The sequence below is a fragment of the Streptomyces sp. NPDC029836 genome (assembly GCF_055574495.1).
On record NZ_JBVHZI010000009.1, the window covers coordinates 196,897 to 222,568 of the forward strand.

A 25,672-nucleotide genomic window follows, 5' to 3' on the forward strand; every position below is an offset into this window, starting at 1 on the left:
GTGCGCGCCCCGCGCCTGCCCCGCCGAGCGCGGATCAGTCCCGGCGCCGCGGGGTGGCAGGAGGGGCGCAGCCGTTGAACCGGTCGGGGTCGGGGCCGGTCCGCTCGCCCCGGTCCAGTGCGGAGATCTCCGCCATGTCGCCCTCGCCGAGGCTGAGCCAGCCGGCGGGCCTGGTCGTTCGCGTACGCCTCACACCTGCGCGCGGTCCATGAATCGGCGCAGGTCGGCGATGAGGGGCGCGGTCCCCGAGTACGTGTCGACAGTACGTGTCGACACCCATGCCGCATCGGGGCTTCGGCCACGGGAGGCTCAGCGCTTGGTCTCGTACCTGGTCAGGAGCAGGCCGTCGGGGAACGTCCGGGTCTCCCTCAGGGTCAGGTTCACCCACCTGTCCAGGGCTGTGAAGAACGGCGTGCCGCCGCCCACCAGGACCGGATGGGTGAGCATCACGTACTCGTCGATCAGCCCGGCCCGCATGGCCGCCGCGGCGAGTGTGGCACCGCCGATGTCCATGGGGCCGCCGTCTTCGGCCTTGAGCCTGGTGATCTCGGTGACCGCGTCGCCGGTGACGAGACGGGTGTTCCAGTCGACCGTGCCGGTCGTGGAGGAGAACACCACTTTCGGCATGTCCCGCCAGCGCCCGGCGTATTCGATCGCCGCCGGTGTGGCACCCGGCTGCTGGTCGGCGGTCGGCCAGTGGGAGCTCATCTCGTCCCACAGCTTGCGCCCGTACAGCGCCAGGCCCGTCGCGGCCACCCGGTCGGACCACCACTGGAACAGCTCGTCGCTCGGCACGCTCCAGCCGAGGTCGTCGCCGGGCGCGGCGGTGTATCCGTCCAGGCTCACGTTCATGGCAAAGGTCAGTTTCCGCACGGCGTCAGCCTCCTGTGAGTCGGCATGCGACGTACAGACCAGCACGGCGCGGCAGAATCATCGGTCAGCCACACTGCCACCGGTGTCGGCATCGCGAAGCCCTCCGCGTGGATCCAGCCGTGCTTCAGTCCCCGCACTGGCGCGCCCCGCCCGCCCCGGAGTGGGGGCCTGGGCCTTGCCCGGACAGCCTCCGCCGGGACGCGCGCCCTGGGCAGCGCCGGGTCAGGCCGGTGTGCTGTCGTCGCGGATCTCGAACAGGGGCAGGACGCCCGTCATCTCCAGCAGCCGCCGCAACTGGCCGGGCACCGGGCCCGCGAGAACCAGCCGGCGGGTGTGGCGCAGGCGGACGAGTACACCGAGGAACGCCGAATCCGCGAACGTCAGCCCGGCCACGTCCACGACCAGGAGGTCGGCGCCGGCGGCCTGGCGGTCACAGGCGTCCGCCAGCAGGCCGATCGAATCCAGATCGAACTCTCCCGAGCACACCACCCTGCACACGCCGCCCGTCTCGGACCGCACCGCCACCGTTGGCGCCTCCACCAGCATCTCCCCTCATCAGCACAGCCTGACCCGACCGTACGGGCCCGCCGGCCGAAGCGGTGGATTCCTCCTCGCGGAACACCGGCCGTCCCGTCGGGTCTACACCGTACGGGCGCACCGGCGCGCGGTGCACCCCGCGCCAGGGTGGCACGTCAGGTGCCGGCGCGTCCCTGCTCGCTGACGGGGGTGAACCGAAGGTCGGGCCGGTGCGCGGCGCGGGCGATCGGGGCGGCGGCGGGAAAGCCGAGGTTCGCGGCGGGGTCGGATTCGGCACGGTGGGTCCGACGCCCGGCAGAAGAACGCCACCGTACTTCTGCCGGTGGAATTGCCTGGGACCGTACCCGTCCGCCGTGATCGACTGAGCCTGCCGCAGGGGCGCTGCCCCCGCACCGGCGGTCGCCCCTGCCGCCGGCGCACAGCGCCCCTGTCCTGGCCCCCCACGTGGTCCAGGAATGAAGAGCGGGACGTGTCGAGGACAACGAGAGGCAAGAGCCAGCATGAAGCAGAAGTTCCTTTTGGTTGCCGGTGCCACGGCCGTGGCCGGTGCTGTCGCGGCCGCGGCCGCGGCCTCCGGTCAGGCGTCCGAGGCGGACCGCGGCCGGCCCCGTTTCGTCCCCGCCCCGCACGCGACGGTGGCCATCGGATACCAGCTGTCCGATTCCGACCTCGTCGCGCCGCTCGGCGAGTGGGGCGTGGGCCGACGGACGCCGCGTGCGTAGTACTCCAGCCTGCTCGGGTGTGGGAGGACAGTGGGGTAGGGCGCGGCAGGACCCGCCCGCCCGCAACGGAGGGGCGGTCGTAGGTGACCGCCGAGCCGCGGCACCCGCGCCCGGAGCCGCTTCCTCATGAAGGCGTGGTGGTGGACCGGCACGGCTGCCCTCCGGGAGTCCCGACCTCCGGTCGGGCCCCGCACCGGCCCACTCGCCCACCCCGATGGTCAGGGGGCGTCGATGAGTACCCGGCCGTCGGCCGGGACCGCCCCCGCGAGCCCGTTCGCGTAGGCGTTCTGCACGCGGGACCGCTCCGTCGAGTTGGGCACGGCGTTCGTGCAGGCCGTCCCGGCGCTGGACCCGGACATCAGCTGGGTGCACGGCCCCGGCTTGGTGTCCGGCAGGCCCAGGCTGTGGCCCAGCTCGTGCGCGGCGATGCGCGTCTTGTCGTAGCCCTGGCTCACGGCCTGCGCACCGAGTTCGACTCGTACCTGTCGCCCCGGACGCACCGGCCCGAGGTTGGCCTGCGGCCAGCCGGTGGTCGCGACGATCACTATCTCGGCCCGGACCCCGGGGGCGGCCTCCACCAGCCGTACGTTGCCGACGCTCGCGTTCCAGGACGCGACCCCGGCCGCGACGGCCGCTTCCCAGCCGACGGCCCGACTGTCGTCGTAACGGAGTGTCACCACTGCCGCGGTGGTGTCCGGGGCGGGTGCGGGTGCCGCGGTCGCGGCGGTTGCCGCGGCGAGGACGAGCGCGGCGGCGGAGGTGCCTGCTTTCAGCCAGATGCCCAGAGACATGGTTGTCTTCCTTCACGCGTGGGGGGACCCGACCCCTCGGCGGAGCCGGGGCACTGGAGACGCCGCCACCGCCCGCCTGTGGCACGCGCGTTCGGGCGGCCGCCCCTCCGGAGCCCTAAGAAGGTAGCCCCCCGCCTCCCTCACTCGTCATGCACCTGCCAGCCATTTACCGCAGGGACTCCGGCCGGTGCCCGGTCAGCGGAGGGCGCGTGACCGGGCGGGACGCGCATGGTGACGTCCTCTCAGAAGGTCGACCGCGCCGCCGCCTTCGCGGATGCGCTGCTGCCCGGCCGAGACGGTCGCCGCGTCACGTCCGCGTCGTGAGTCGCGCGACGGCCGCCTCGTATCGTGCCTGAAGTTCCTCATCGGCCGATGCGCGCAGCAGAGCGCGGAGCGCCCGTACCGCGCCGTCGTCGTAGCCGCACGATTCCGCCTCCCGGGCCGCCAGGTCGAGTTGCCGGAGGCCCTCGGCCTCGTCCCCGAGACCCAGCAGCGCCTCCCCCCTCACCACGAGGAGGAGGATCCGGGGCACGTCGGACGTGCCCGGTCGGTCGTCGAAGGCCAGCGCCTCGGTCGCCGTGTCGAGGGCCTGGCGCCAATTCCCGGCGTCGGCCCGGTGGCGGGCGAGGTGTTGGGTCGCCAGCCGCTCGATGGTCCGGTCCTCCGCCCGGCGCGACAGCTCCACCGCCCGCTCGCATCCTTCAGCGGCCTCGTCCAGCTTGCCGAGCGCCGCTTGTGCCACGGCCAAAACGATGAGGGCGTTCGCCTCGGCCACCGCGTCACCCGCCCGGGAGGCGAGCGCACAAGCGGCCCCCAGACGGGTCAGCGCATCCGCGATGCGTCCTTCCTCGATCAGCACCCAGCCGAGCACGTTCAGCACCCGTGACTCGCCGTACCGGTCGGCGTCGGCGCGTGCCGCCGCGAGCCCGGTCTCCAGGAGCGGGACCCAGCCGTCCCGTACCCGCCAGACGATCAGGGGCCACAGCGTCATGACGATCCGCCAGGTCCTGCCGTGCAGTCCGGCGGCGTGCGCGGCGGCCACCGCCAGGGTGAGGTCGTCCCGTTCGGCCGCGTACCAGGCCACGGCGGCGGATCGATCGCCGAACTCCCGCACGGCGGCGGGCGGCAGGAAGTCCGGCGGCAGCGGGAAGCACTCCTCGTTGCCGGGCTCGGCCGCCGCCACCGCGGCGAGGCCGGTGGCGATGAAGTGGTCGAGCACGCGCTTGAGCGCGTCGGGCCCGACGTCCAGGCTGCGCGCATAGAGCCGCACCAGATCGTGCATCGTCCATCGTCCGGGCGCCGTCTCCGTGACGAGGTGTGCGACGGCCAGCCGCTCCAGGGCGGTTTCGGCGGCTGCCGGGTCGGTGTCCGCCAGGGCCGCCGCCGCATAGCGGTCGACGTGCGTGCCGGGGTGCCGACCGAGATGGGCGAAGTGACGGGAGACTTCGGACGGAAGCTGTTGCAGGGTCACGCGCAGCGCCGCTCGCACACCGGTGTCCTCCACGTCCAGCAGGCTCAGTCGGCGCGTCTCGTCGGACAGTTCGTCCGCCATCGCGTCCAGCGACCAGCCGGGCCGTTGCGCGAGCCGGGCTCCTGCCACCCGCAGGGCGAGGGGCAGCCCGCCGCACAGCGCGGCCAGCCGTCGCGCGGCCTCGGGCTCCGCGCGCACCCGTTCCGTGCCGAGCACCCCGGCGAGGAGCATCGTGCCGTCCTGCGGCCCGAGCACGTCCACGGCGACGGGCCGGGCCGAGTCGGTGACGATCAGCCCCGACAGCCGGTGTCTGCTGGTGACGACGGTGACGCAGCGGCGACCGCCGGGAAGGAGCGGCCTGACCTGCTCGGAGTCCCGGGCGTTGTCGAGGACGACGAGGAGCCCGCGGTCGGCGGCGAGCGACCGGAACAGCGCGGCCGCGGCGTTCGCCGACTCCGGAATCCGGCCGTGCGGCACCCCGAGCGCCGGCAGGAACTCGCGCAGCACCTCCAGGAGGGCGGGCCCGCCCGTGTCGCCGAAACCGCGCAGGTCGGCGTAGAGCCGCCCGTCGGGAAATCCGGACCGGCACCGGTGGGCCCAGTGCAGCACGAGGGCGGTCTTGCCCACCCCGGCGGGCCCGACGACCAGACAGACGGGCGCCTCGTCCGCGGCGGCCCGGGACAGGGCGTCGAGCTCCGTCGCCCGACCGTGGAAGCCGCGCGGCGCGCGCGGCAGCAGATCGGGCACGCCCGCCGGTGCCACGGCATCCCCTGCGGCGGCGGCCGGCGGGGCCTGCGTCGCGCGGGCGGGGCGGGGACGGCCCAGGCTCGCGGTGTGCTCCAGCCGCTGGGCGGCGACCGCGTCCAGGCCGAGGGCTGCGGCCAAGGCCTGCACGGTGCGGCGCTGCGGGCCCCGGGTGTGGCCGCGCTCCATGGACGACAGCGCCCGTACGCTCACCCCCGCACCGTGCGCCAGCTCCTCCTGGCTGAGCCCGGCTCCCGTCCGCAGACCGTGCAGGAGCGCGCCGAATCCGCCGGTGGCCGGTGTACCGCTGTCCATGTCTGCGTATCCCCTGGTCAGGGCGGCCCAGCCGGAACGCCGTACCTCTCCGGCAGAAGTATGCCCGACGCCACTTCTGCCGGTGAGGCTTCCGGTGCCGTCGCGGAAGACGGCGGTCAGCACATCGGCCCGGCCTCCGGCCTCCGACGTCCGGCGTCCGGCGCAGGGCCGGCGGTAGCCCTTCTCGGTTCCGATCCGGTACGGGAGTTCCATGTCCCACCCCCTCGCCGCGGTCGGAGGTACCGCGGACGTCGGCCGGGGGCGCGGTCAGCCGCCCGAGAGGCGGTACGCGTCACGCGCCAGGGTCAGGGCGATCAGGTCGCGGGGGCGGGAGAGGGACATCGAGGTCAGGTGTTCCAGCCGGCGCAGGCGGTTGAAGACCGTGTTGCGGTGGCAGTACAGCCGGCTCGCCGCGCGGCCCGCCGAGCCCTCCGCCGCCAGCCAGGCGTCGAGGGTCTCCAGCAGCATCGCCCGGTCCGCCGGATCGAGGTCCAGCAAGGGGCCGAGCACCGCGTGGACGAGTTCCGCCGAGAGTTCGGGCTGGCGCACCACCAGCGCGGTGGGCAGCCGGTCGGCCAGCTGCACCAGGGCCCGTTCCTCCTGCCCGCAGGTGCGCAGCGCCGTCTCCGCGAGCCGACGGGCCCGGCCCAGTTCGGTGAGTCCGCCCACCACCGGGCTGATTCCGCCCGGTCCCGGGCAGCGGTCCGCGAGCTCCGCGACGAGGTCGGACGGTGCGGAGTCGCCCAACGCGACCACGGCCAGTTCGCGCTCGGTGCGCATCCGCCAGAACAGGCGCATCCCGTTCGCCGCCGCCACCCGGTGTACCGCTTCGCCCCGGTCGGCCGGCAGCACCACCACCACGTAGCGTCCCGGTTCGGGCAGGTCCAGGGCGAGGGCCACCTGGGCGGCCAGGGCCGGGGCGGTGTCCCCTTCCAGCAGGGCGTCCAGGAGGGCCTGCACCCTCTCGTCGCTGCGTCGGCGCATCTCCACCTCCGTGGTGCGGTACGCCTCGGCGGTCGCGGTCGCCTGCTGCTCGATGCCCGCCCACATGGCCCCGGCCGCGCGGGCCAGTACCGGCAGCGCCTCCGGCTCCTTCTCGGTGACGGTGTCCAGCAGCGCGTCCCACGTCAGCCGGCCCGCCCGGCGGTACGCGTAGAGGAGGAGGTCCAGCGGCAGGCCCTGTTCGGCGCGCCGGCGGCCCAACTCCTCCGCGTACGCCAGGTCCTTGCGCGGGGCCGACCGGCGGGCGGTGAAGGCTTCGATGCCGTAGTGCATGGCCTCGCTGATCTGTTGCCAGTGTTCGTCGCGCGGGACGGCCAGGTCGAACAGCGGCGAGTGTTTCGCCAGGTCCTCGATGAGGTGCTCGGTGAGCCCGGGGATGTCGGCGATCAACACGTCTGCCGCCGACAGCAGGACCGACCATTCCTCTTCCGTGCGCGTTCTGCGTCCGCCGCCCATGGCCGCTGAGAATGTCATCCGCCGCCGCCCCGTCAGGGGCGCGCGTACCAGGTCTGTGCCGGTGCACAACACGTTCCGGTTCCGGCTGGTCATCGGCAGCGATTCCGCATCCGGGCGTGGACGGGTGCCCCGGGCCGGTGTTGGGGTGTGCGCCAGCACACGGGCCGTTCGTCGGCCCTTCGAAGGCCCGTGCGGGGCCGTGCAGAGGATGGAGGAGGACGTGGGTTCGCTGGAGGTGCGCGCGCTGTCCGTCGGCTACGGGCCGGTCCGGGCCCTGCGCTCGGTGTCGCTCGATGTGCCGGCCGGCGCGGTGGTCGTCGTGCTCGGCGGCAACGGCGCGGGGAAATCGACGCTGCTGCGCGCGGTGTCACGCTCGCTCGGGTTCCACCGCGGCGCCGTGACGGGCGGGAGCGTCAGCTTCGACGGCAGGCCGCTGGACGGGCTCGGTCCGGAACGGGTCGTCGCCGCGGGGGTGGTGCAGGTCCCCGAGGGCCGGCAGGTGTTCACGCGGATGACCGTCGCGGACAACCTGCGGGCCGGAGCGCTGGGCGGCCGCGCGGGATCCCGGGCCGACACCGCCCGCTCGCTCGCCCGGGTCCACGAGCTGTTCCCCGTACTGGGTCGCCGGGCGCGGCAGCGCGCCGGGCTGTTGTCCGGCGGCGAGCAGCAGATGCTCGCCCTGGGGCGCGCCCTGATGGCCCGCCCCCGCCTACTGCTGCTCGACGAACCCACCCTCGGGCTGGCGCCCAGGATGGCCGCCACCATCGCGGAGACCATCACCGAGATCAACGCCGCGGGCGCCTCGGTCCTCCTCGTCGAGCAGAACGCCGCACTGGCGTTGCGCCTCGCCTCCCACGCATACGTCCTGGAGGTCGGCGAGGTGACCCTCGACGGCCCGGCGGCCGCACTGGCCGCCTCGGACGAGGTGCGGCGCCGCTACCTCGGCATCACCGACGGGGACGGCTCCGTACCGGCTCCCGTCGGGGAGCGGCGGGAGCTGGGGCGGTGGTCGGCGTGAGCGCGTCCTCGTCCTCTCCCCCGGCACTGACCGTCACCGACGTCACGGTCCGCTTCGCCGGGCTGACCGCCCTCGACTCCGTGTCCTTCACGGTGGAACCCGGCAGCGTCCACGCCGTCATCGGGCCCAACGGGGCGGGCAAGTCGACCTGCTTCAACGTGCTGTCCGGGGTGTACCGGGCCTCCGCCGGCAGCGTCCGGTTCGGCGACGCCGAGCTCACGGACCTTGCGCCGCACGCCGTCGCGGACCTCGGCGTCGCCCGTACCTTCCAGAACCTGGCGCTGCCCCCGCACACCACCGTCGCCGACAGTCTCCTGCTGGGCCGCCACCGGCTGATGCGGTCCGGGTTCCTGGCCTCGGGCCTGCGCCTGCCCGCCGCCGCCCGGGAGGAGCGCCGGCACCGCGAACGAGTGGCGGAGATAGCCGAGTTCGTCGGACTGGATGGGGATCTGGCGGCGCCCGCGGGTTCCCTTCCGTACGGGAAGCAGAAGCTCGTCGAACTGGCCCGGGCGCTGTGCGTGGAGCCGCGGTTGCTGCTCCTCGACGAGCCCGTCGCCGGAATGACGGCGGACGAGAGGCACCGTACGGCGGCCGTCATCGCGGGCGTGCGGGACGGCCTCGGCATCTCGATCGTGCTGGTCGAACACGACATGGGGGTGGTGATGCGGCTCGCGGACGCGGTGACCGTACTCGACTTCGGCAGGCGCATCGGCGGCGGAACTCCCGCGCAGGTGCAGAACGATCCGGCCGTGATCCGGGCGTACCTCGGAGAGGAGGAGCCGGCGGCATGACCACTTTCCTCGAACTCCTCCTCGGCGGGCTCTCCATGGGCTCCGTCTACGCGCTGATCGCCCTCGGCTTCGTCGTCATCTTCAAGGCGACCGAGGTGGTCAACTTCGCCCACGCCTCCCTGCTGCTGGCCGGCGGGTACGTCACCGCGACGCTGCACGAGGAACTGGGCTTCTGGGGCGCCCTGCTGACCGGCGTCCTCGCGGCGGCGGCGGTGGGGGCGGCGATCGAATTCCTGGTGATGCGGCGCTACCGGGGCCAGGACCAGAGCGTGCTGGCCATCGTCACCATCGGCGTCGACATCCTCCTCATCACCGACCTCACCCGGCGCATCGGCACGGACGTGCTCTCGCTCGGCGATCCGTGGGGCGATCGCGTCGTCCATCTCGGCGCGGTCACGGTGCCCCAGACGCGGATCGCCGCGATCCTCGCCGCCGCTCTGTTGATCACGGTCTTCCTGCTCGTGTTCCGCCACACCTCATGGGGCGTGGCCATGCGCGCCGCCGCCGAGCGGCCCGAGACGGCCGCGCTGATGGGCGTACGGCTGGGTCGGGTCTCGCTGGCGGCCTGGGCGGTGGCCGGGGCCCTGGCGGCCGTGGCCGCGCTCTTCCTGACGGTCTTTCCCACTCCCGGCTTGGAGCGGGCCACTTCCCTCGCCGCGCTCAAAGCCTTCCCGGCGGCGATCCTCGGCGGCCTGGACTCCACGTCGGGCGCGCTGGCGGGCGGTCTGATTGTCGGAGTGACCGAGGCGCTCGCCACCGGCTACCAGGGACAGTTGGCCTTCCTCGGCCGTGGCATCGGCGACCTGGCTCCGTACCTGGTGATGGTCGCGGTCCTGCTGGTGCGTCCCGCCGGACTCCTCGGCACGAAGGAGCTGGCCCGTGTCTGACACCCGCAGCGCCGTGCGGCGCTCCGCGGCCGCCACCTCCCGGGCGGGCGGCCGGTCGCGGTCGATGAGCGTACGTGGCGTGTCGGCGGCAGCCGCGGGCCTGGTCCTCCTGGGCCTGCCGTTCTACCTCGACCGGTTCTGGCTGCAGGCCGGGCTGTTCGCGATGGCCGCCGCCATCGGGGCCATCGGACTCAACCTGCTCACCGGGGCCACCGGTCAGCTGTCGATGGGGCACGCCTTCTTCCTCGCCGTCGGCGCGTACGGGTACTGCGCGCTCGCCGGGGACGGCGGCACGTCCGGCGGTCACGCGACGGTCGGGCTGGGCCTGCCCGGTTGGCTCGCCGCCGCCTTGGCGGTGGCCCTCGCCGGGGCCGCGGGTGGTCTCTTCAGCCCCATCGCCGGCCGGCTGCGCGGGGCGTACCTCGGTATCGCCACGCTCGCGTTGATCTTCATCGGCCAGCACCTGTTGTTCAACGCGACCAGCCTCACGGGTGGCTTCAACGGCCGCGCCGTGGAGCCGCTGTCCCTCTTCGGATTCACCTTCGACGACACCGAGACCGTCATCGCCTCCGTCCCCTTCCACTCCGCGGAGAAGCTCTGGTACGTGGCCCTGGCCGCTCTGCTGGGCGGCGCCCTGTTCGCGCGAGGGGTCCTGCGGGGCCGGCCGGGCCGAGCCATGAACGCCCTGCGCGACCACAGCATCGCCGCGGAGGTGATGGGGGTGGCGGTCGCCCGGTACCGGGCCGCCGTCTTCGTCCTGTCGTCCATGTACGCGGGTCTCGCCGGGGTGCTGCTCGCCCTCGTCTTCCAGCGCACCGTGCCCGACTACTTCGGCATGGTGCTGTCCCTGGAGTTCCTGGCCATGATCGTGATTGGCGGCCTGGGTACGGTGCGGGGCGCCGTCGTCGGGGCCGTCTTCGTCTCCCTGCTGCCCCAACTGCTCACCCGCTACAGCGACGCACTCCCGCTGGTGTCCGCGCCCGGAACGGGTGGGGTGTCGCCGGGCGAGGCTTCCCGCTACCTCTACGGCGCGGCGGTCGTCGCGGTCGTCCTGTTCCTGCCCGGCGGTCTCACGAGCATCACCCGGACCGTCCGGAGCCGCATCACACCCCCGAAGGAGCGAACGTGAACAGAAGAAGGCTCTCTGCCGCGGCCTTGGCGGCCGCACTGGTCCTGACCGGCGCCGCCGGGTGCAGCAGCAAGGCCAAGCCCGCCGGGGACAGCGCCGGAGACAAGGCGGCGGGCGGGGTCAAGGCCGGGGTCGGGGTGAACGACACGGCCATCCGGCTCGGCTCGCTCACCGATATGACGGGCGTCTACGCGTCCCTCGGCAAGAGCGTCACCCAGGCCCAGCAATTGTGGGCGAAGCAGACCAACGCCGCCGGCGGCATCTGCGGCCGCACCGTCGAACTGGCGGTGCGCGACCACGGCTACGACCCGCAGAAAGCCCTCGCCGCCTACACCGAACTGGAGCCCTCGGTACTGGGCTTCACCCAGTTCATCGGCTCGCCCTTCGTCTCCGCGGTCAAGGAGCGGATCGACGGCCGGGACAAGGGCCTGGTGATCCCGCAGGCCTGGTCGGCCTCGTTGCTGGGCAGCCCGTACGTCCGTACGGTGGGCGCCACGTACGACGTGGAGACCATCAACGCCGTCGGCTTCCTGCTGGACCAGAAGCGGATCGCCTCGGGCGACCGGATCGGGCACGTGTACTTCGAGGGCGACTACGGCGAGAACGCGCTGACCGGAGCCAAGGCAGCGGCAGCGGAAGCCGGGTTGACGGTCTTCGAGCAGAAGATCAAGCCGACCGACAACGACATGACGGCCCAGGTCGCCGCGCTCAAGCAGGCCGGGGTCAAGGCCGTGGTGATCAGCGCCGGTCCCCGCCAGGCCGCCTCGCTCGTCGGCGTGGCCGCCGCGGGCGCCTGGAACGTGCCCATCGTCGGCAACAACTCGGCGTTCGCTCCGCAGCTGTTGGCCACTCCGGCCGGCGCCGCCCTGCAGAAGGACTACTACGTCGCCTCCTCCGCCCTGCCGATCGGCTCCACCGAAGCGGCCCCGGCCGCGCTGGCCGCGGCGTACAAGGCGGAGTACCCGGACTCCGGGCTCGACAACGGCGTGGTGGCCGGCTTCACCGCCGGCGCCCTGTTCGGGGAGGTACTGAAGAAGGCCTGCGCCGACAAGGACCTGACCCGGGAGGGTATCCGCGCGGCGTTGCTCAGTTTGAAGTCGTACGACAACGGCTTCGGCATCACCCACGACTTCTCGGACCCGAAGGCCCCCTCCACCCGGCAGAGCGTGATCCTCAAGCCCGACGCGGGGGTGCCGGGCGGTATGAAGGTCGTGAAGGAGGCCACGGCGGCGCCCGCCGCGACCAAGTTCACGCCTACCCCCTGAGGTCCCCCGCCGCGACCGGCACCGGCACCGGCACCGGCACCGGCACCGGCCGACGTTGTCGGTGGTCGGCCGTAACGTTCACCGGGTGAGCGATGTCCATGAGTTGTTGATTGCCGTCGACCTGCGGGACGAGATCTCCGCGAGCGAGCTGGCCGAGCTGAGCTGGCACGTGGGGATCGGGCCCCGGCCGGATCGTCTGTCCATCGTCACCGAGTACCCGGTCGTGGTGGAGGACGAATCCGGGAACCCGGTGATCGACGACGATCCCTACCCGCTGCTGGCCGAACAGGGCGCGGCGTCACGGGTGGGTGGTGTGCTCTGCTCGACACTGGCCCCTCGCTCGGACCCGGCCCGGCCGGGCTGGGCGCTGACGTCCCGACAGGAGATCCATCCGGACGGGTTCGAGAAGGTCGGCGAGCTGCTCTGCTGGCTGGCCGGTCGGGCTCACGCCACCCACCTGCACGGAAACGGCGCGGTCGGGGTCGGATTCCTCAGGTTCTGCGAAGCCGAGGTTCCGGATGTACTCCAGGTCGAGGGCGGACAGGTCAACTGGCCCGGCTGAGAGGCGCTGTTGTCGGACCGGGGTGCTTCACTGGAAAGGGCTCCTCGCGATGGACGGTAGGGGCGTCGCGGGTGGACCGGTCGGGGGTTCAGGGGGCACGCCCGAGGGCGTGAGGCGTTGGGGGCGGCGCATGGGGGTGGTTCGGTGATGACGTATCACATCAAGCATCTACCGGTCGGGGCTCTGCCCGAGGACCGTGTGGGCAGCTGGTCCGTGACCCGGGACGGTGTCGCCTCCCGGTCCGTGTCCGGAGGCGGTATCGCCACGTGGCCCGTGGCCGACGCCGAACGATGGCGGCGGGCGGCGGTCCCGACCGTGCTCGCACCGGCCGTGGGCGGCTGGGTCCTGGCTGTCCTGGTGGCGACGGCGTACGTCCTGCTGTTCGGGCTCTCGTCCATCTCCGCGGCCTGGCACAGCGGGCCCGGGGACGGCACGGACTGGCGCGGGTATCCGGGTCTGATCCTGTTGACGGCCCTGCCGTTCTGGTACCGGTACGTTCCGGTCGCGGCCGTACCGGCGGCCGTGTTCGTCGCGGGGGAAGCGGCGTTGGCCCTGGCCCGGCCCGCTGACGTGGACCGTCCGGCGGGGGCCGGGTGGCTGGTGGTCCTCGCCGCCTGCGCCGTCGCGGCCACGGGAAGCTGTCTGCGGCTGCGGGCCCGACGACGACAGCGGTCCCTGGCCCTCGCCACCGCGGGGGCACGCCGCTTCCCACTACCGAAGGGCACCCCGGAAACGGACGGTCACCGCGGACACCAGCAGGTCTGGACCGGGCTGGCGCTCTGCCTGGTCGCCGCGGCCGTCCTCGCCGACGGCCTGTTCCGCGGACCGGCCGCCTCCGGTGTTGCCTACGACGCCGTCGGGCAGCAGGGCGTCACACTGGTGCTCCTCGTGGCCGGTACGACCGTCTACGGTCGGGGCCTGCTCGCCCACCGGGCGGCCCGGCGGTTGCACGAGGAGCCGCAGCCGGCCCTGATCGTCGGCGTGCGCGCCGGGGCGGACGGGCGCCACTGGGTGTGCCCGGACGCCCGCACCCGCTCGGCGGCGCCCCTGATCGCGTACCTTCCCCGCAAGAACGACACCCGCGCCAGGACGCGGCTCCTGGGCAGCGGTTCGGCGTACGGAGTGGGGAACGGACACCATGACGTCGACCCTCGGCACGAGCCCTTCGAGGCGGTCCTGTACGGCACCCTCGCGGAGGGGGACGAGGTCGTCCTCGCCTACGCCTGCGTGGAATACCACCGCGACCAGGACATGGGGCGGATGTACGAGACCGTGACCGCTGCCCCCCTCCGCCCGGACCGCCGCCACGGGCTGGGCCCGTGGGAACCGGCGGACGGAGCCGCCCGGCAGCGCCGGCGGCTCGAGGAGGAGCGGGAGAGGGCGGAGCGCTACCGGGAGGCGCAGCGCCGGGCGGAGGAGAGCCGTAGGAACCCGCCGCGCGGCTCGTCGAGCAGGGGGGACGGGGGCGGCTCCGGCAACCGGTACAACGCGGGCGGCTGCGGCTCCGGTTGCGGGTCGAGCTGCGGGTCGGGTTGTGGGGGTGACTGAGCCGCGACGGCACACGGGGCGGGTTCCCCCCGACGGCCCCGGTTCCGTCCGGCGAGCAAGGGCGGCGCGCCGGACGTCTTCAGCCGGCGGACAGGCTCGCCTCCGATGCCCTCAGTGGCCTCCGATGTCGGGGGAGGCGCCGAAGGAGGGGCGAGGGGGTGAGCGGGGCGGGCGCTCAGCCCAGGACGCCGTCCAAGATTTCCTCCACCCAGTACGTCAGGCGGTGCCGACGGCTGCAGAACCGCTTCGGGCGCCGCCACCGGCTGCGCCCGTCGAGCGGCCGACGGCATTGCTTGCAGTGCTTCACACGTGTCCGTTCCCCCATGGCCTGCGACTGTAGCGGCCACGCGCGGGTGGGCGGCCGCCGGGCCCCGGCCGGCACGCGGGATCGCACGAGCCGGAGCCCGACGGCCGGGCAGCAGCGAGCCCCTCCGCGGCGGGGAGCCACCGGTGAGCCGTGGTCGGGGTGGCATCAGGGCCGGTCGGCGGGGCATGCGCGGAGGAGGCGGCTGATCCCGGTCGGCTACCCACGTACGTCGTTCCCGGCCAGGGAACCTCGCCGAACCGGAGGGCACCGCAGTGACACGTACCGTCGCTCATGTGATCGTCGACGCGCTGAAGGAGCTGGGCGTTCAGCATGTCTTCGGCGTCGTCGGCGACGCCCTGAACCCCCTGACCGAAGCCATCCGCACCACCGAGGACCTCGACTGGGTGGGATGCCGGCACGAGGAGGCGGCGGCCTTCGCGGCCGGTGCCCAGTCCCAGCTGTCGGGCACCTTGGGCGTGTGCATGGGCACGGTCGGCCCTGGTTCCGTGCACCTGCTCAACGGGCTGTACGACGCCGCCAAGAGCCACGCCCCGGTGCTGGCCATCTGTGGTCAGGTGCCGCTCGCCGAGCTCGGCAGCGACTACTTCCAGGAGGTCGACAACGATCTGCTCTTCCGGGACGTCGCCGTCTACCGTGCCACCGTCACCTCGCCGGAGCAGATGCCGCGGATGCTCGAATCCGCCGTGCGCGCCGCGATCAGCCGCAGCGGTGTGGCGGTCCTGACGATTCCCGGCGACCTGGGTGACCAGGAGGTGCCGCAGGACCGGCCCGCCCGATTCGCTCTCGATCGGCCCGTGACCCGCCCGGACGACCCCGCCCTCGCGGAGGCGGCCGAGCTGCTGAACGCGGCCTCCCGCGTCACCCTGCTCGTGGGTCGGGGAGCCCGCGACGGTCGGGACGACGTCCTTCGCCTGGCCGACCACCTCGCCGCGCCCATGGTGCTGACGCTGAAGGCCAAGGAGGGTTTCGAGGGCGACAACCCCTTCCAGGTGGGCCAGACCGGGCTCATCGGCAACCCCGCCGCCGCGCACGCCATGGAGCACGCGGAGGCCCTGCTGATGCTGGGCACCGACTTCCCGTACCGGGACTGGTACCCCGAGGGCGTCAAGGTGGTCCAGATCGACACCAGTGAGGAGCGGCTCGGCCGCCGGGTCCCGGTGGACGTGGGCCTGGCGGGCGACGTCGGCGCCACCTTGCGCGCCCTGCTGCCGTTGCTGGACGAGGCACCGGACCGGGCCCACCTCGACGATGCGGTGAAGAGGTTCGGCAGCTGGCAGGAGGGCCAGGGGCGGCTGGCGGACCCGCGTCACGAACACCGCTGGACCGGCAAGCTGCGGGCCGTGTTCGACAACCGTGATCACGAGATCCGGCCCGAGGCGCTGGCGGCGGCCGTGGACGCGCACGCGGCCGACGACGCGGTCTTCACCTCCGACACGGGCATGGCGACCGTCTGGCTCTCCCGGTTCGTCTCCATGCACGGCTCACGGCGCCTGATCGGCTCCTACAACCTCGGCTCGATGGCCAACGCCATGCCCCAGTCCATCGGGGCGCAGTTGTGGGCACCCGAGCGGCAGGTCGTGGCCTTCTGCGGTGACGGCGGTCTGAGCATGCTGCTCGGGGACCTGATGACGATCAAGACGTATCAACTGCCGGTCAAGCTCGTGGTCTTCGACAACCGTCGCTTGGGCATGGTCAAGCTCGAACAGGAGCAGGCGGGGCTGCCGGAGTTCGGCACGGAACTGGACAACCCGGACTTCGCCGCCGTCGCCACCGCACTCGGCATCACCGGCATCCGTGTCACCGACCCGGACCGCATGGACGACGCCGTCCGCCGCGCCTTCGCGATGCCCGGACCGGTGCTGCTGGACGTCCTGACCAATCCCGAGGAGATCGCCGTGCCGGCGAAGCCCACCGTCGCGCAGGGGTGGGGCTTCGCCATCGCCAAGCTGAAGGAGAACCTCCCCAGCCGCGAGGGGTGACGGCTCCGGTCCGGGCGCACGCCGCGCGGCGTGCGCCCGGGCAGCCGGGCTTCGGGCCGTCGCGGGGGCGGGACGAGCGCCGACGGGAGGCCCGGACTGTATCGGCGGGTCCCCCCGGCTACGCGGCGCGGACGGCTTCCAAACTCTTCACGACCGTGAACAGGTCCGTCATCCCGGTGAGGTCGAAGAGTCGTACCAGCTGGCGCGGAAGAGGACCGACCAGGACCAGACGGCCGGAGCGCAGCAGGAGCACGAGTTCGTTGAGGACGGACGAGTCCGCGAACGTCAGCCCCTTCACGTCGACCGCGATCCGTCGCAGGCCGGGGTCCGTGAGGGCGGCCCGGCCGGCCGACCTGAGGGGTTCGATGGTGTCGACGTCGAAGTCGCCCTCGCACACGATCACGCGGACGCCGTCCGCGTCGGGCAGCACCCGTACCTGCTTCTCCACCCGAAGCTCCCCATCGATCACAGTGGACGGACTGGAACACCTGCGGTCATGCCACCTCACTCGTGATGTCCTGCGGTGCCCGGACATGGAACAAGAACTGTTGGCCCCGCTGCGGCCACCCGTGAGGGCCACGGGCCACCCGGTCCGGTGGTTCACTCCCTGCCCGGAGCCCCGTTCTCTCCCGACCGCGAGAGAAACCATAACCACACCACCTTGCAATGTCTACTTTGGCCGCATTAGCTTTCGCGTTCCGTCCCGCAAGGAAATCGCCATCAGTGGGGCGAGGAGGGCGCTGGGGGCACGAGCGCCGGGCGGCGGGCCGCCGCCGTCCGCTCCGCGTCGCTGTCGGACGTGGGGGCGTGGTTCGCCGGACGGCAACCCGGCACGTTCGGTTTCCGTCGGCCGGCCACCGGCGTTCGGGGCACCCTCCGCTTCCCCCGCGTGCGACGCCCTTGAGCGGGTAGACGTCGCGCATGATCGCCCACAGCACTCTTGCGGCCTCCGGGTCCTCGTCCTTGTTCCTCATCCTGGCCGGCGTGGTCGTCGCCGCGCTCCTGATCGTCGCGTTCTGGTACGGCAGCAGGCGTACGGCGGCGCGCAAGGACCCCGGCGCGCGGCCGGTGGACCAGAGCCCGACCGCCCGCGCCCGCCAGGATTCGTGGCAGACGCCGGACGACGCCGGGAACGACGACGCCCCGCGGCGCGGCTGATCGGCAAGGCCTCGTCCTGGCCTCCGCCCACGGTTGGCTCCGGGTGCGGAGGCCCAGGAGGTACGGGCCGCGGTCCCTCACACGACGGCTGGGGTCACCGACGCGGCGGTAGGCGGTGGAGTGTCACGTCGTCCACCCTCGCGTCGGCCACGGTCAGCGTCATGAACGTGCAGAACGGTTGACGGCGACGGTCCGTGGGCGATCCGGGGTTGAGCAGGCGCAGACGCCCGAGGGTGGTGTCCCACGGAATGTGACTGTGCCCGAACACCAGGACGTCCACATCGGGATACCGCTCGGCACAACGGCGTTCGCGTCCTGTGGCCGCTCCTGTCTCGTGCACGACTCCGAACCGCAGTCCTTCCAGCTCGACGAAGGCGACCTCGGGAAGCCGGCGGCGCAGGGCCGGGCCGTCGTTGTTGCCGTACACCCCGATGAGTCGCCGGGCCCTGGCAGCCAACAGGTCGAGCGTGGCCTCGTCGATCCAGTCCCCCGCGTGGATGACGACGTCAGCGTCGTCGACAGCCGCCATCAAGGCGTCCGGAAGGGACCCGGCGCGGGAGGGCAGGTGGGTGTCGGAGGTCAGCAGAAGCCGCATGGGACCCACGGTAGAGCGCTGCGTCCCCCCGGCGCTGCCAGGACCCGGCCTGTGGCGACGCGCGCCATGACCGTTGCGTGCGGCAAGCGCGTCGACGAGGCACCGCGCACGATCCGCGTGCCCGGCTCGGACGTCGCGTTCCGCTGCACCAAGGTCAACGAACAGACGGTTTGCGGATGGGGCGACGACAACACCCCTGTCGCCATCGCCTTTTCCCCGGCGGCCGACTCCCACGAACCGGCCGCAGCGGAGGCCCACAGAATTCGCGATGCCATCCGGAGACCGGTCGTTCCTTGACGCGAACCCATCGGCTTGGCGCGATGTCGTTTAGGACGCGCGGCGGGGGTAGGCGAGCCGCATGTTCAGGCACCGGCGGGTACGTACAGTTGCGGTCTTCCTCATCAGCTGGGTGGTGTTGTGCGGCGTCGAGCTGTGGGGTGAGGACGCGCCGTGGCGGGCGGCTCTGGTCAGCGGGCTGCTGTGGGCAGCCGTGGTCACCGGCGCCTGGTGGTTCGCGGAATGGACGCAGGCAAGCCGTCTGCGGAGGCCACACCCCGGCGGTGGCACGGGGGACCAGGACAGCCGCACCTCGGTCTGAATTCGTCACGCGGGAGCGGTTCGTGGCGACGCGGCCCGAGGCGGGGCACGGACTGACTCGGATCCCGCCGCCGCTGCGGCCATGAGTCCACGCGTGCGCGGCGGCCGGGGTGATGGGTGGGTACCCGGTCCAGCGGGCCCCGGCCGTGGGGTCGTCGGGATCGTCGGCCGCGTCGGAGGGAATGGCCACCCAGGGCCCTGTCCGTCATGCCGGGCGCGGCAGCGACGGCATGACGGTGACGGGGTACACAGATGGGCGGAGACGGCCTCGGCGCGGTGCGGGTGTCCGCAGCCCACAGGCCAGGGCGTCGACGACGAGGCCGTAGGGCTCGTCCCAGCCCGGCGGAACCAGCGCGGCGCCGGCGCCGGCGAGCAGTGCTGCGCGCTCCCGTCGGGCCAGGTGCCCCACGTACCGCGCTTCCGGTCCGAGCCGGGGCGCTACACCCCTGCCTCGAAGTAGCGCGCGTCTGCCACGGGGCCCGCGATCCGCAAGGCCGGCGGCTCGCGCCGCCCGGAGCGCCCGGTGTGGCGCCTTCTCCGGGACCAGCCGGCCGGACCACATGAGGTCGCCGCCGCCTGCGCCCGGCTTCCAGAAGTCGGTGTCGATGCCGTTGCGCACGACGCGGGCGGCCGGCACGGTCGGGCGAGCTGCCAGGTGTGCCCCTCCTGCCCGCCTGCGAACGGCTCGCTGATCGGGAAGCGGGCCGACGCGCTCAGGGCGATCCTCAACCGTCCGGTCACAACAGCCCTTGCGGCCACCAGCGCTTCGAGGTGCCGGGGGCGCCCATCGGACGCGGCTCGGTCAGCCGGGTGACGCCCTCCCGTGCGGACGCGAAGCAGTGCTGGACGTACGCGGTGGAGGAACAGCGTCCCTCGGGCCGCTCCCGCCGACTTCTTCGATGGCACGCTGCGCCTGCCCCGCAGGACGCGACGCGATCGTCGCACCGGGCGACGCCCCACACGGGGCGCGGCCGTAGTGCTCCGGGCGCGGGATTCCGGCTCGGTCGGCCACGCCGCCCGTCCCGGCGGCGCAGATTCTCGCTCGCCGCAGACCTTCGGCGGGGCCGCAGACGGTAAGGTTGAGACTTAGTTGCCGCATGACAATTTTTTAGGTGATGAATAGTGGTCCCGGGTCGGTTCGATGGCGGACATCCGCGATGGTGCCGGTTCGTCCAAGTTCGTCAAGCATGAACCTCCCGCTCGCGCGGACGCCCAGGCGATCCGCCCGACCTGTCGACCACTTCGCAAGAAACGACGACCACCATGACGAATTATCTTGCTGTGGAACGCGCTCTGCGCACGGCCGCGCCGCACGACCTCCTGCGGGCGGTCAGAACGGCACTCGTGACGCACTACGGGGCCATCGAAGTCGATCTTCTGATGGCCGACTACAGCCTGAGTGTTCTCCAGCAGGTCACCGCGCTTCCGCACACCGCCGATCCGCTGCCGGTGCAGAGCACGCCGCAAGGCCGTGCCTTCGGGAGTCAGGAGCCCTACGGACAGTACTTCACCGACGGCGCCACCCTGGACCTCCACCTGCCGGTGACCGTACGAGGAGACCGGCTCGGGATCCTCACCGTACGCATGCCCGACCAGGCGTGCGGCCCGGCCACCGTCGAAGAGCTCAAGGACATCGCCGAGTTGCTGGGTCACGAGATCATCGTCGCCGAGCGGGACACCGACCTGTACCTGCAGGCACGCCGGGCGAGCCGACTCACCCTGGCGGCCGAGATGCAGTGGCAGCTGCTGCCCGGTCGCGCCTGTGCCCGCCCGGAATACGCCATCGGCGCTCAACTGGAGCCGGCCTACGACATCCACGGCGACAATTTCGACTGGTCCACCACCGCGGACACGCTCACGATGACCGTCACCAACGGGATGGGTGAAGGGATCCAGGCCTCGCTCCTCACCAATCTCACGGTCAATGCCCTGCGCAACGCCCGCCGGGCCGGGGTGGGCATCGCGGACCAAGCGGCGCTGGCGGACCAGGCCGTCTACGGCCAGCACCGGGGCCAACAGTACGTCTCGACCCTCCTTCTGTGTCTGGAGCTGGCCACGGGCCGCGGCGAGATCGTGGACGCCGGCTCGCCGCAGCTGTGGCGGTACCGGGACAGATCGGTGGAGAGGGTCCACTTCGAGGCACAGTTCCCGCTGGGAATGTTCGAGGAGTCGCACTACTCGACACAGCCCTTCCAGGCCCTTCCGGGAGACCGTCTCGTCTTCGTCAGCGACGGGGTGTACGGGGCGGCGGACAAGGGCGGGGTGGCCTACAGCGAGCGCGCCCTGGCCCGCGCCATCCAGGCCACCAGCCTCCTGCCGGCCGCCGCGGTGCCCCGCGCGATCCTGGAGACGCTGACCGCCTATCGCGATACCGAGGCCGACGACGACGCGCTGGTCACCTGCCTGGACTGGTTCGGCAGGCCGTCGGCGCAGTGACGTCCGCCCCACCCCGCCGAAGGGACCGCGAGCGGGATGCGGGAGCGGGGGGCGCCGGCGGGCGCGAGGGGGACGCGCACGCTCGTGATGCAATCCGGGCCGTTCGCAGGGGATACTTTCGCCACTGCGGGCACACGCGGGGGTATCCCTCCCGCCGGCGGCCCGTGACGGGCGGCACGGGCGGAGAGGCACCTGCTCATTGGGGAGTGACGGCCACCATGGACCGTGCGGGACCTGAGGACGCGCTGGCCGCCATGGCACACGATGTGGCGAGCGCCGCGACCGCTCTGGTGGACCTGTGGGAGCGCACCGCCCACGCCGCCTCCCCCCGGTTGTCGAGCCTGCAGCTACGCGCCCTGACGGCCGCCCGACTCAGTCCCGGCATCAATCTCACCCGGCTGGCCGAAGAAGTGGGAGCCGGTGCCCCGGCCGCCAGCAGGCTGTGCGACCGGCTGGAGGCCGCCGGCCTGCTGCGCCGCCGACGGAACGAGGACGACCGGCGTGAGGTGGGACTGGTCCTGACGACACACGGCCACGAAATGGTGAACGGACTGCAGGAGCGACGCCGCCGGGCTCTGCAGGAGGTGCTGGGGGACATGCCGTCCGCCCACCGCCGGCACCTGTTGGAGGGGTTGCGCTCCTTCGCCGAAGTGACGGAGACCCGCGACGATTAGCGCGCGTGCGAGCCGAGTCGGCCACCGGGCGCCGGGTGCCGACCACCGGGTGCCGGACTCACGGTGATGAGGGTCGACCGTTCCAGTCCAAGCAGACGACGACGGCGTCCTTGGCGAGTTCGGATCCCCCTTGGTGCTGGATGAGGCCGTCGACGAGTGCGCGTGCGGTCTCGTGCGCGGAGGACCTGCCGGTGGCGGCGACGGTCTCCTTCAGCGCCCGCTCGCCGAAGGCACTGCCGTCCGGTGAGGGGGAGCCGTGCACCCCACTGCTCACGATCACCAGGCGGTCGCCGGGGGCGACCGTGAAGGACTGGTGCCGGTAGTCGGTCTCCTCGAACATGCCCAGGGGGGTCTGGGCCTCGAACATCACCTGCTCCACCAGGCCGCCCCGGAAGCGGAACAACTGGGGGGACCCGGCCTCCACCGCCTGGGCCCGTCCTGTTGCCAGGTCGAACCGCAACAGGAGCGACGGGGCGTACCGTTCGCCGCCGTACTCGGCGTAGACGGCCTGGTCGGCGAGGCACGCCTGCTCCGCCAGGGAGACCCCGGCCCGGCGGGCGTTGCGCAGGGCGTTGACGGCCAGGTTCGTCAGGAGAGCGGCGTCGATGCCGTGGCCCTGGCCGTCGGTGACGGTGAGGGTGAGGAAGTCCTCGGTGGTGCTCCAGTCGAAGTTGTCCCCGCCGATGGCGTAGGCCGGTTCGAGGTGGCCACCCAGGGTGTACTCCTGTCGGCTGAATCCGCGGCCGGGCAACAACTGCCACTGCATCTCGGCGGCCAAGGTGAGCCGTCGACGCCGACGGGCCTGGCGGTAGAGGTCGGTGTCCCGGTCCGCCACGACCAGTTCGTGCCCCAGCGCGGTGGCGAAGGCGGCCAGGTCCAGCACGGCGGGAGCGCCCTTGGCCGACTCGGGACACCGCACGGACAGCACGCCCAGCCGATCACCGCGCACGGTGATCGGGAGGTGGGCGATGACTGTGCCGGGGTCGTCGGTGACCTCCAGGACGGGGGTCTGCGTGGCGAAGGCCCGGCCGGCCGGGGCTCCGTCCCGTACGGGGACCCGCGTTCCCGTGTGGGGCAGGTGCGTCACCGGCTGCAGCACGTCCAGCCCGTAGTCCGCCAGCAGGAGCGTGACCTCGCTCGCCCTGACGTGGGTGGTGAGGAGTTCCCGGGCCGCTGACGGCAGTGCGGTGGGTGCTGCCGCTCGCAGCGCGTCTTCAGCGGCGCCGAGCCAGGCTTCGGAGTGGTTGCGCATGCCCTCGTCCCTTGTCGCGGTGGCCGGTGCCGGTCACGGGTGCAGTCTGCCGGGACGGGCGCCGACCCGTGCGCCTCTCGTTGCCCCGCCGCCCCGTCGGGCGCGGTTCAGGCGGTGTCCGACAGGGTGTCACCGCGCGGAGGGACACCGTGGGCCGCCGGATCGGCGGCCGCGGCGCGGAAGGCGGCCAGGCTCTCGGCGAGGGTGCGCCTGTCCTCGGTCGACATCCGCTGCATCACCTCGGCCGTCCTGAGCGCGCGCAGGGCGCGGTTGTTCGCCAGGACGGCGTGTCCGCGCCTGCTCAGGGTCAGCTCGACTTCGCGTCGATTCGTGCTGACGCGGGAGCGCTGGAGCAGCCCCGCCGCCTCCAGGCGGTCGCACAGGCGACTGACGGCGGGCGCGGCCGAACCGAGGGCGTCCCCGAGATCGCGCAGATTGATCCCGTCCCGCTGTTCGATGACGGTCAGCGCCCGCAGCTGCGACGGCGGAACCGAGCCTTCGGCGGCTTCGTGGCCCGGGCGCCACAGGACCTCGAGCAATTCGGCGACGGCGCACGCCTCCAGCACCTCCTGCTCGTCGACGAGGGGATGCAAGGCTCTGGGCATGGCCCCACTGTGTCAGCCGGAAGCCCATTTGTCAGGCGCCGCGGGATACTGCCGGGGCCGCCCGGGAGCGGCATCGCACGGCAGCGGGGGTCGGCACGTGAACAGGTCGAACCTGGCGGGTGCACGTCCGGGGGGCGCTGTGACGGAGGAAGCGCTTGGTTGCCACGGGCCTACGAGGGCTTGGTTGCCACGGGCCTGCGGGAGAGATAGTTTCCATAGGGAAACTGTTCCCTTTCGACATGATGAGGTGAGGGGTTCGCCCAGCGAACCGAAGGTGTGGTGAACTCCACGAAGGCGACCACGTCCGGTTCGGCCTCGGGGCACAACCCCTGGGCGGGCGCGCCGTATCCGGTGCTCGTGGCGGACCGTCAGGCGGTACTGCTCGCCGTCAACGAAGCCGCCTCTCTCATCCTGCCGGACGCCTGCCCCGGCTCCGCGCTGGCGGACGTGGCGCCCGCCTGGCTCACCGCCCCACCCGCGCGGCGGCCCGGGGTCGACGTCGAGTACGCGACGGTGCAGGGCCCGGTCGCCGACCGCACGTACGAAGCGCATCCCACCGTGCGGGACGACGGCACGGTGGTGTGGTGGCTGGTCGACGACACCGATCACCGGTTGGCCCGAGAGGCCCTCCTGCTCGAACGGGAGCGCACCGCATTCCTCACCGACGCCTCGAACAGGCTGCTGTCGTCCTTGAACATCGAGCGGTGCACGGACGTCACGACCATGATGGCGGCCGAACACCTCGCCGACGCCGCGGTGGTGATCGCCCCCGCACACGGCCGCGAGTTCCCCGTGGTGAGCTGCCTGCGCGGTGGAACGCCCGTCGCGTCCCGCGTGCCGGCCGATCCGCGGGACGTGCCGGGACTGGCGGAGGCGCTACAGGGCTTCCCCCCGGTTCCGGCCCGATGGATCGACCCGGTCGCGGCGCCGGCCTGGCTGGTCCCGGAGGGTTTCGGCACGGTGGGGTCGATAGTGATCACTCCGCTGCCCGGGCAGGGGGTACCCGCGGGCGCCCTGGTGCTGCTGCGGCGGGAGAGCGACACGGCGTTCACGGAGACCGAGGAGGTGTTCGCCCGGCTGTTCGCCGCGCGGGCGGGGGCGGCGATGTCGGCCGCCCGGCTGTACGCGGAACAGGCTTCGATCTCCGAGACGTTGATGCGTGACCTGTTGCCACCGTCCCTGCACCAGGTGGCGGGGGTGGAGTACGCCGGCGGCTACCGGCCCTCGAAGGACCACGAGCGGATCGGCGGCGACTTCTACGACGTCCACCCCTCCGCCGTCGAGGGCGACGCTTCGTTGGTCGTGCTGGGCGACGTGTGCGGCAAGGGCCTGGAGGCCGCGGTGATGGCGGGCAAGATCCGCAACACGATGCACGCCCTGCTGCCGATGGCCGGCGACCACCACCGGATGTTGACCCTGCTCAACACCTCCTTGCTCAACACCCGCAACGCCCGCTTCGCCACCATGGTGCTCGCCTCCGCCCGGAGGCGGGGCAACTCGGTGCACATGCGGCTGACCAGCGCCGGGCATCCCGCTCCACTGATCGTGCGAAGCGGCGGCGGGGTCGAGGAGGCACCCACCCGCGGCAGCCTCGTCGGGGCGCTCCCCCACTTCACCGCCGTCGGCGCCGACGTCACGCTGGCGCCGGGCGACGCCTGCGTCCTGTACACGGACGGGATCAGCGAGGCCCGCGGCGGTCCCACGGGCGGCGCCGAGTTCGGGGAGGAACGGCTGCGGCACGCCTTGTCGACCTGTGCGGGCATGCCCGCGGAAGCCATCGTGGAACGCGTCCAGATGCTCACGTCCCAGTGGGTGGCGGGCGGACAGCACGACGACATGGCGATCGTGGTCATCTCCGCGCCGCGCAACGAACATCTGAGCGCCGTGGACGGCCGCACCCGAGGCCGATTCACCGCATGACGATCGCTCCGCCGCCG

Annotated in this window: 25 protein-coding genes; 15 read left to right on the top strand and 10 right to left on the bottom strand. The window is 72.6% G+C overall.

The window, feature by feature from the left end:
• Positions 1–34: 34 nt before the first annotated feature.
• The 3 genes from ACZ4XJ_RS25315 to ACZ4XJ_RS25325 form a co-directional block, all read right to left on the bottom strand.
• Positions 35–193 carry a hypothetical protein gene (locus tag ACZ4XJ_RS25315; protein ID WP_362876161.1) on the bottom strand — a complete coding sequence of 53 codons (159 nt, stop codon included), beginning with the start codon at positions 191–193 and terminating at the stop codon, positions 35–37.
• A gap of 116 nt (positions 194–309) precedes the next feature.
• Positions 310–873, bottom strand: coding sequence for a dihydrofolate reductase family protein (locus ACZ4XJ_RS25320; RefSeq protein ID WP_468497465.1), 564 nt, complete (start codon positions 871–873; stop codon positions 310–312).
• 222 nt (positions 874–1,095) lie between these two features.
• Positions 1,096–1,413: an STAS domain-containing protein gene (locus ACZ4XJ_RS25325; RefSeq protein WP_468497466.1), complete on the bottom strand. Its 318-nt coding sequence runs from the start codon at positions 1,411–1,413 to the stop codon at positions 1,096–1,098.
• Positions 1,414–1,910: 497 nt separating this feature from the next.
• Here ACZ4XJ_RS25325 and ACZ4XJ_RS25330 point away from each other — a divergent pair, with 497 nt between their 5' ends.
• The gene (locus ACZ4XJ_RS25330) at positions 1,911–2,132 is read left to right on the top strand and encodes a hypothetical protein (protein ID WP_468497467.1); all 222 of its coding nucleotides are present in this window, start codon (positions 1,911–1,913) and stop codon (positions 2,130–2,132) included.
• A 218-nt stretch (positions 2,133–2,350) separates the two neighbouring features.
• On the opposite strand, the gene ACZ4XJ_RS25335 is transcribed toward ACZ4XJ_RS25330, so the two are convergent.
• From ACZ4XJ_RS25335 to ACZ4XJ_RS25345, 3 genes are all read right to left on the bottom strand, one after another.
• Complete coding sequence (locus ACZ4XJ_RS25335; RefSeq protein ID WP_468497468.1) at positions 2,351–2,923, bottom strand: snapalysin family zinc-dependent metalloprotease; 573 nt, start codon at positions 2,921–2,923, stop codon at positions 2,351–2,353.
• A 307-nt stretch (positions 2,924–3,230) separates the two neighbouring features.
• Positions 3,231–5,666: a helix-turn-helix domain-containing protein gene (locus ACZ4XJ_RS25340; protein ID WP_468497469.1), complete on the bottom strand. Its 2,436-nt coding sequence runs from the start codon at positions 5,664–5,666 to the stop codon at positions 3,231–3,233.
• A 54-nt stretch (positions 5,667–5,720) separates the two neighbouring features.
• The gene (locus ACZ4XJ_RS25345) at positions 5,721–6,929 is read right to left on the bottom strand and encodes a PucR family transcriptional regulator (RefSeq protein ID WP_362876080.1); all 1,209 of its coding nucleotides are present in this window, start codon (positions 6,927–6,929) and stop codon (positions 5,721–5,723) included.
• 202 nt (positions 6,930–7,131) lie between these two features.
• On the opposite strand from ACZ4XJ_RS25345, the gene ACZ4XJ_RS25350 reads away from it, so the two are divergent.
• The 8 genes from ACZ4XJ_RS25350 (at position 7,132) to ACZ4XJ_RS25385 (ending at position 16,418) form a co-directional block, all read left to right on the top strand.
• Positions 7,132–7,929 (top strand): ABC transporter ATP-binding protein, encoded by a 798-nt coding sequence (locus ACZ4XJ_RS25350; RefSeq protein WP_362876081.1) that lies wholly within the window; start codon positions 7,132–7,134, stop codon positions 7,927–7,929.
• Positions 7,926–8,720 (top strand): ABC transporter ATP-binding protein, encoded by a 795-nt coding sequence (locus ACZ4XJ_RS25355; protein WP_362876082.1) that lies wholly within the window; start codon positions 7,926–7,928, stop codon positions 8,718–8,720. The genes ACZ4XJ_RS25350 and ACZ4XJ_RS25355 overlap by 4 nt, the downstream gene beginning before the upstream one ends.
• Positions 8,717–9,607 (top strand): branched-chain amino acid ABC transporter permease, encoded by an 891-nt coding sequence (locus tag ACZ4XJ_RS25360; protein ID WP_362876083.1) that lies wholly within the window; start codon positions 8,717–8,719, stop codon positions 9,605–9,607. Before ACZ4XJ_RS25355 ends, ACZ4XJ_RS25360 begins: the two co-directional genes overlap by 4 nt.
• A 64-nt stretch (positions 9,608–9,671) precedes the next feature.
• Positions 9,672–10,736, top strand: a complete 1,065-nt coding sequence (locus ACZ4XJ_RS25365) for a branched-chain amino acid ABC transporter permease (RefSeq protein ID WP_362876156.1) — start codon at positions 9,672–9,674, stop codon at positions 10,734–10,736.
• The gene (locus ACZ4XJ_RS25370; RefSeq protein ID WP_468497470.1) at positions 10,733–12,001 is read left to right on the top strand and encodes an ABC transporter substrate-binding protein; all 1,269 of its coding nucleotides are present in this window, start codon (positions 10,733–10,735) and stop codon (positions 11,999–12,001) included. The genes ACZ4XJ_RS25365 and ACZ4XJ_RS25370 overlap by 4 nt, the downstream gene beginning before the upstream one ends.
• 85 nt (positions 12,002–12,086) lie before the next feature.
• Positions 12,087–12,563, top strand: coding sequence for a hypothetical protein (locus ACZ4XJ_RS25375; RefSeq protein WP_468497471.1), 477 nt, complete (start codon positions 12,087–12,089; stop codon positions 12,561–12,563).
• A 147-nt stretch (positions 12,564–12,710) separates the two neighbouring features.
• On the top strand, positions 12,711–14,111 hold the full coding sequence (locus ACZ4XJ_RS25380) for a hypothetical protein (RefSeq protein WP_468497472.1): 1,401 nt from the start codon (positions 12,711–12,713) through the stop codon (positions 14,109–14,111).
• A 579-nt stretch (positions 14,112–14,690) separates the two neighbouring features.
• Positions 14,691–16,418: a thiamine pyrophosphate-dependent enzyme gene (locus ACZ4XJ_RS25385; protein ID WP_468497473.1), complete on the top strand. Its 1,728-nt coding sequence runs from the start codon at positions 14,691–14,693 to the stop codon at positions 16,416–16,418.
• Positions 16,419–16,536: 118 nt separating this feature from the next.
• Here the strand turns inward: ACZ4XJ_RS25385 and ACZ4XJ_RS25390 are convergent, their stop codons facing one another.
• Positions 16,537–16,866, bottom strand: a complete 330-nt coding sequence (locus ACZ4XJ_RS25390; RefSeq protein WP_362876088.1) for an STAS domain-containing protein — start codon at positions 16,864–16,866, stop codon at positions 16,537–16,539.
• 473 nt (positions 16,867–17,339) lie between these two features.
• On the opposite strand from ACZ4XJ_RS25390, the gene ACZ4XJ_RS25395 reads away from it, so the two are divergent.
• Positions 17,340–17,576 (top strand): DUF6479 family protein, encoded by a 237-nt coding sequence (locus ACZ4XJ_RS25395; RefSeq protein ID WP_362876089.1) that lies wholly within the window; start codon positions 17,340–17,342, stop codon positions 17,574–17,576.
• Positions 17,577–17,670: 94 nt separating this feature from the next.
• Here ACZ4XJ_RS25395 and ACZ4XJ_RS25400 read toward each other — a convergent pair whose 3' ends face one another.
• The gene (locus ACZ4XJ_RS25400; RefSeq protein WP_468497474.1) at positions 17,671–18,171 is read right to left on the bottom strand and encodes a metallophosphoesterase family protein; all 501 of its coding nucleotides are present in this window, start codon (positions 18,169–18,171) and stop codon (positions 17,671–17,673) included.
• Between the two features lie 51 nt (positions 18,172–18,222).
• Here ACZ4XJ_RS25400 and ACZ4XJ_RS25405 point away from each other — a divergent pair, with 51 nt between their 5' ends.
• From ACZ4XJ_RS25405 to ACZ4XJ_RS25420, 4 genes are all read left to right on the top strand, one after another.
• Positions 18,223–18,468: a hypothetical protein gene (locus ACZ4XJ_RS25405; protein ID WP_468497475.1), complete on the top strand. Its 246-nt coding sequence runs from the start codon at positions 18,223–18,225 to the stop codon at positions 18,466–18,468.
• Positions 18,469–18,529: 61 nt separating this feature from the next.
• Positions 18,530–18,769 carry a hypothetical protein gene (locus ACZ4XJ_RS25410; RefSeq protein WP_468497476.1) on the top strand — a complete coding sequence of 80 codons (240 nt, stop codon included), beginning with the start codon at positions 18,530–18,532 and terminating at the stop codon, positions 18,767–18,769.
• A 1,262-nt stretch (positions 18,770–20,031) separates the two neighbouring features.
• Positions 20,032–21,204 carry a PP2C family protein-serine/threonine phosphatase gene (locus ACZ4XJ_RS25415; RefSeq protein WP_362876093.1) on the top strand — a complete coding sequence of 391 codons (1,173 nt, stop codon included), beginning with the start codon at positions 20,032–20,034 and terminating at the stop codon, positions 21,202–21,204.
• A gap of 254 nt (positions 21,205–21,458) precedes the next feature.
• Complete coding sequence (locus tag ACZ4XJ_RS25420) at positions 21,459–21,878, top strand: MarR family winged helix-turn-helix transcriptional regulator (RefSeq protein ID WP_468497477.1); 420 nt, start codon at positions 21,459–21,461, stop codon at positions 21,876–21,878.
• A 58-nt stretch (positions 21,879–21,936) separates the two neighbouring features.
• Here the strand turns inward: ACZ4XJ_RS25420 and ACZ4XJ_RS25425 are convergent, their stop codons facing one another.
• Entirely contained in the window at positions 21,937–23,130 is a 1,194-nt protein-coding gene (locus tag ACZ4XJ_RS25425) for a PP2C family protein-serine/threonine phosphatase (RefSeq protein WP_362876095.1), read from the bottom strand.
• Between the two features lie 107 nt (positions 23,131–23,237).
• On the bottom strand, positions 23,238–23,735 hold the full coding sequence (locus ACZ4XJ_RS25430) for a MarR family transcriptional regulator (RefSeq protein ID WP_362876096.1): 498 nt from the start codon (positions 23,733–23,735) through the stop codon (positions 23,238–23,240).
• Positions 23,736–24,086: 351 nt separating this feature from the next.
• Between ACZ4XJ_RS25430 and ACZ4XJ_RS25435 the strand changes: the two genes are divergently transcribed.
• Complete coding sequence (locus ACZ4XJ_RS25435; protein WP_468497548.1) at positions 24,087–25,655, top strand: PP2C family protein-serine/threonine phosphatase; 1,569 nt, start codon at positions 24,087–24,089, stop codon at positions 25,653–25,655.
• Positions 25,656–25,672 lie beyond the last annotated feature (17 nt).